The sequence below is a fragment of the Globicatella sanguinis NBRC 15551 genome (assembly GCF_001552295.1).
Classification (GTDB): Bacteria; Bacillota; Bacilli; order Lactobacillales; family Aerococcaceae; genus Globicatella; species Globicatella sanguinis.
Map to the genome: position 1 here is coordinate 1 of NZ_BCQX01000246.1, position 654 is coordinate 654.

General features: G+C 29.4%; 1 protein-coding gene. It reads right to left on the bottom strand.

Annotation, left to right across the window (positions count from 1 at the left end):
- Positions 1-23: 23 nt before the first annotated feature.
- Positions 24-326: a hypothetical protein gene (locus tag GSA01S_RS10380; protein WP_066127353.1), complete on the bottom strand. Its 303-nt coding sequence runs from the start codon at positions 324-326 to the stop codon at positions 24-26.
- Positions 327-654: the final 328 nt, after the last annotated feature.

Sequence of the window (654 nt, forward strand, 5' to 3'; positions counted from 1 at the left end):
TAGCCTGTTTTGAGTAGATAATTTTAGTCATTAAAATCCATTTCTTTTAATAATTCCTGATGGGTGAAACTACCTTCGATTTTTTCTGTTTCGGTTAGTCTTTCCCATTTTTGGAGTGTTTCAATTTCCCATGGTTCAGGATCAGCTTCTGCAATCCCATCAAATAAACTAAAGTCAGTCAGTTTTTTCGAACTTAATACATATATTAATTTGATAACAGTATTAATTTCATTTTTTCCAAGATTATCTAATTCATAAAGTAATTCTAATTTTTGATCATCTAATTTATTTAGAAAAGATAAAATCTTTTTTTGTCTTTTTTCCATAAGTTCACCCCTTACCATGACGAATAAATTTGACTTAAGTTTATCATATTTCATGCTCAATAGATAGGGAGATAAAAGTAATAAAGATACTGAGAAAATATAAGTACTGATAAGGGTATCGTCATAAAAAGCATAATAAGTTTCGCCCATTTGTTGCACATAACTTTCTCACTAATAAATACGCTAACTAGATGTAGTTTACTTATTTTAGTTTGTTTTAATAATGAAGCCAGGAATGAAATCTAGGCAAAAACTATAATAATTCCAGTTGAATCTATCTATTTATCCAATAGCGCAGTGGTTGAGCGGCCTCGAACTGCGTTTTAAA

What these genes read in the sequence shown, in the direction of transcription:
- GSA01S_RS10380 (WP_066127353.1), bottom strand. Translation starts at nt 326, where the DNA reads ATGGAAAAAAGACAAAAAAAGATTTTATCTTTTCTAAATAAATTAGAT.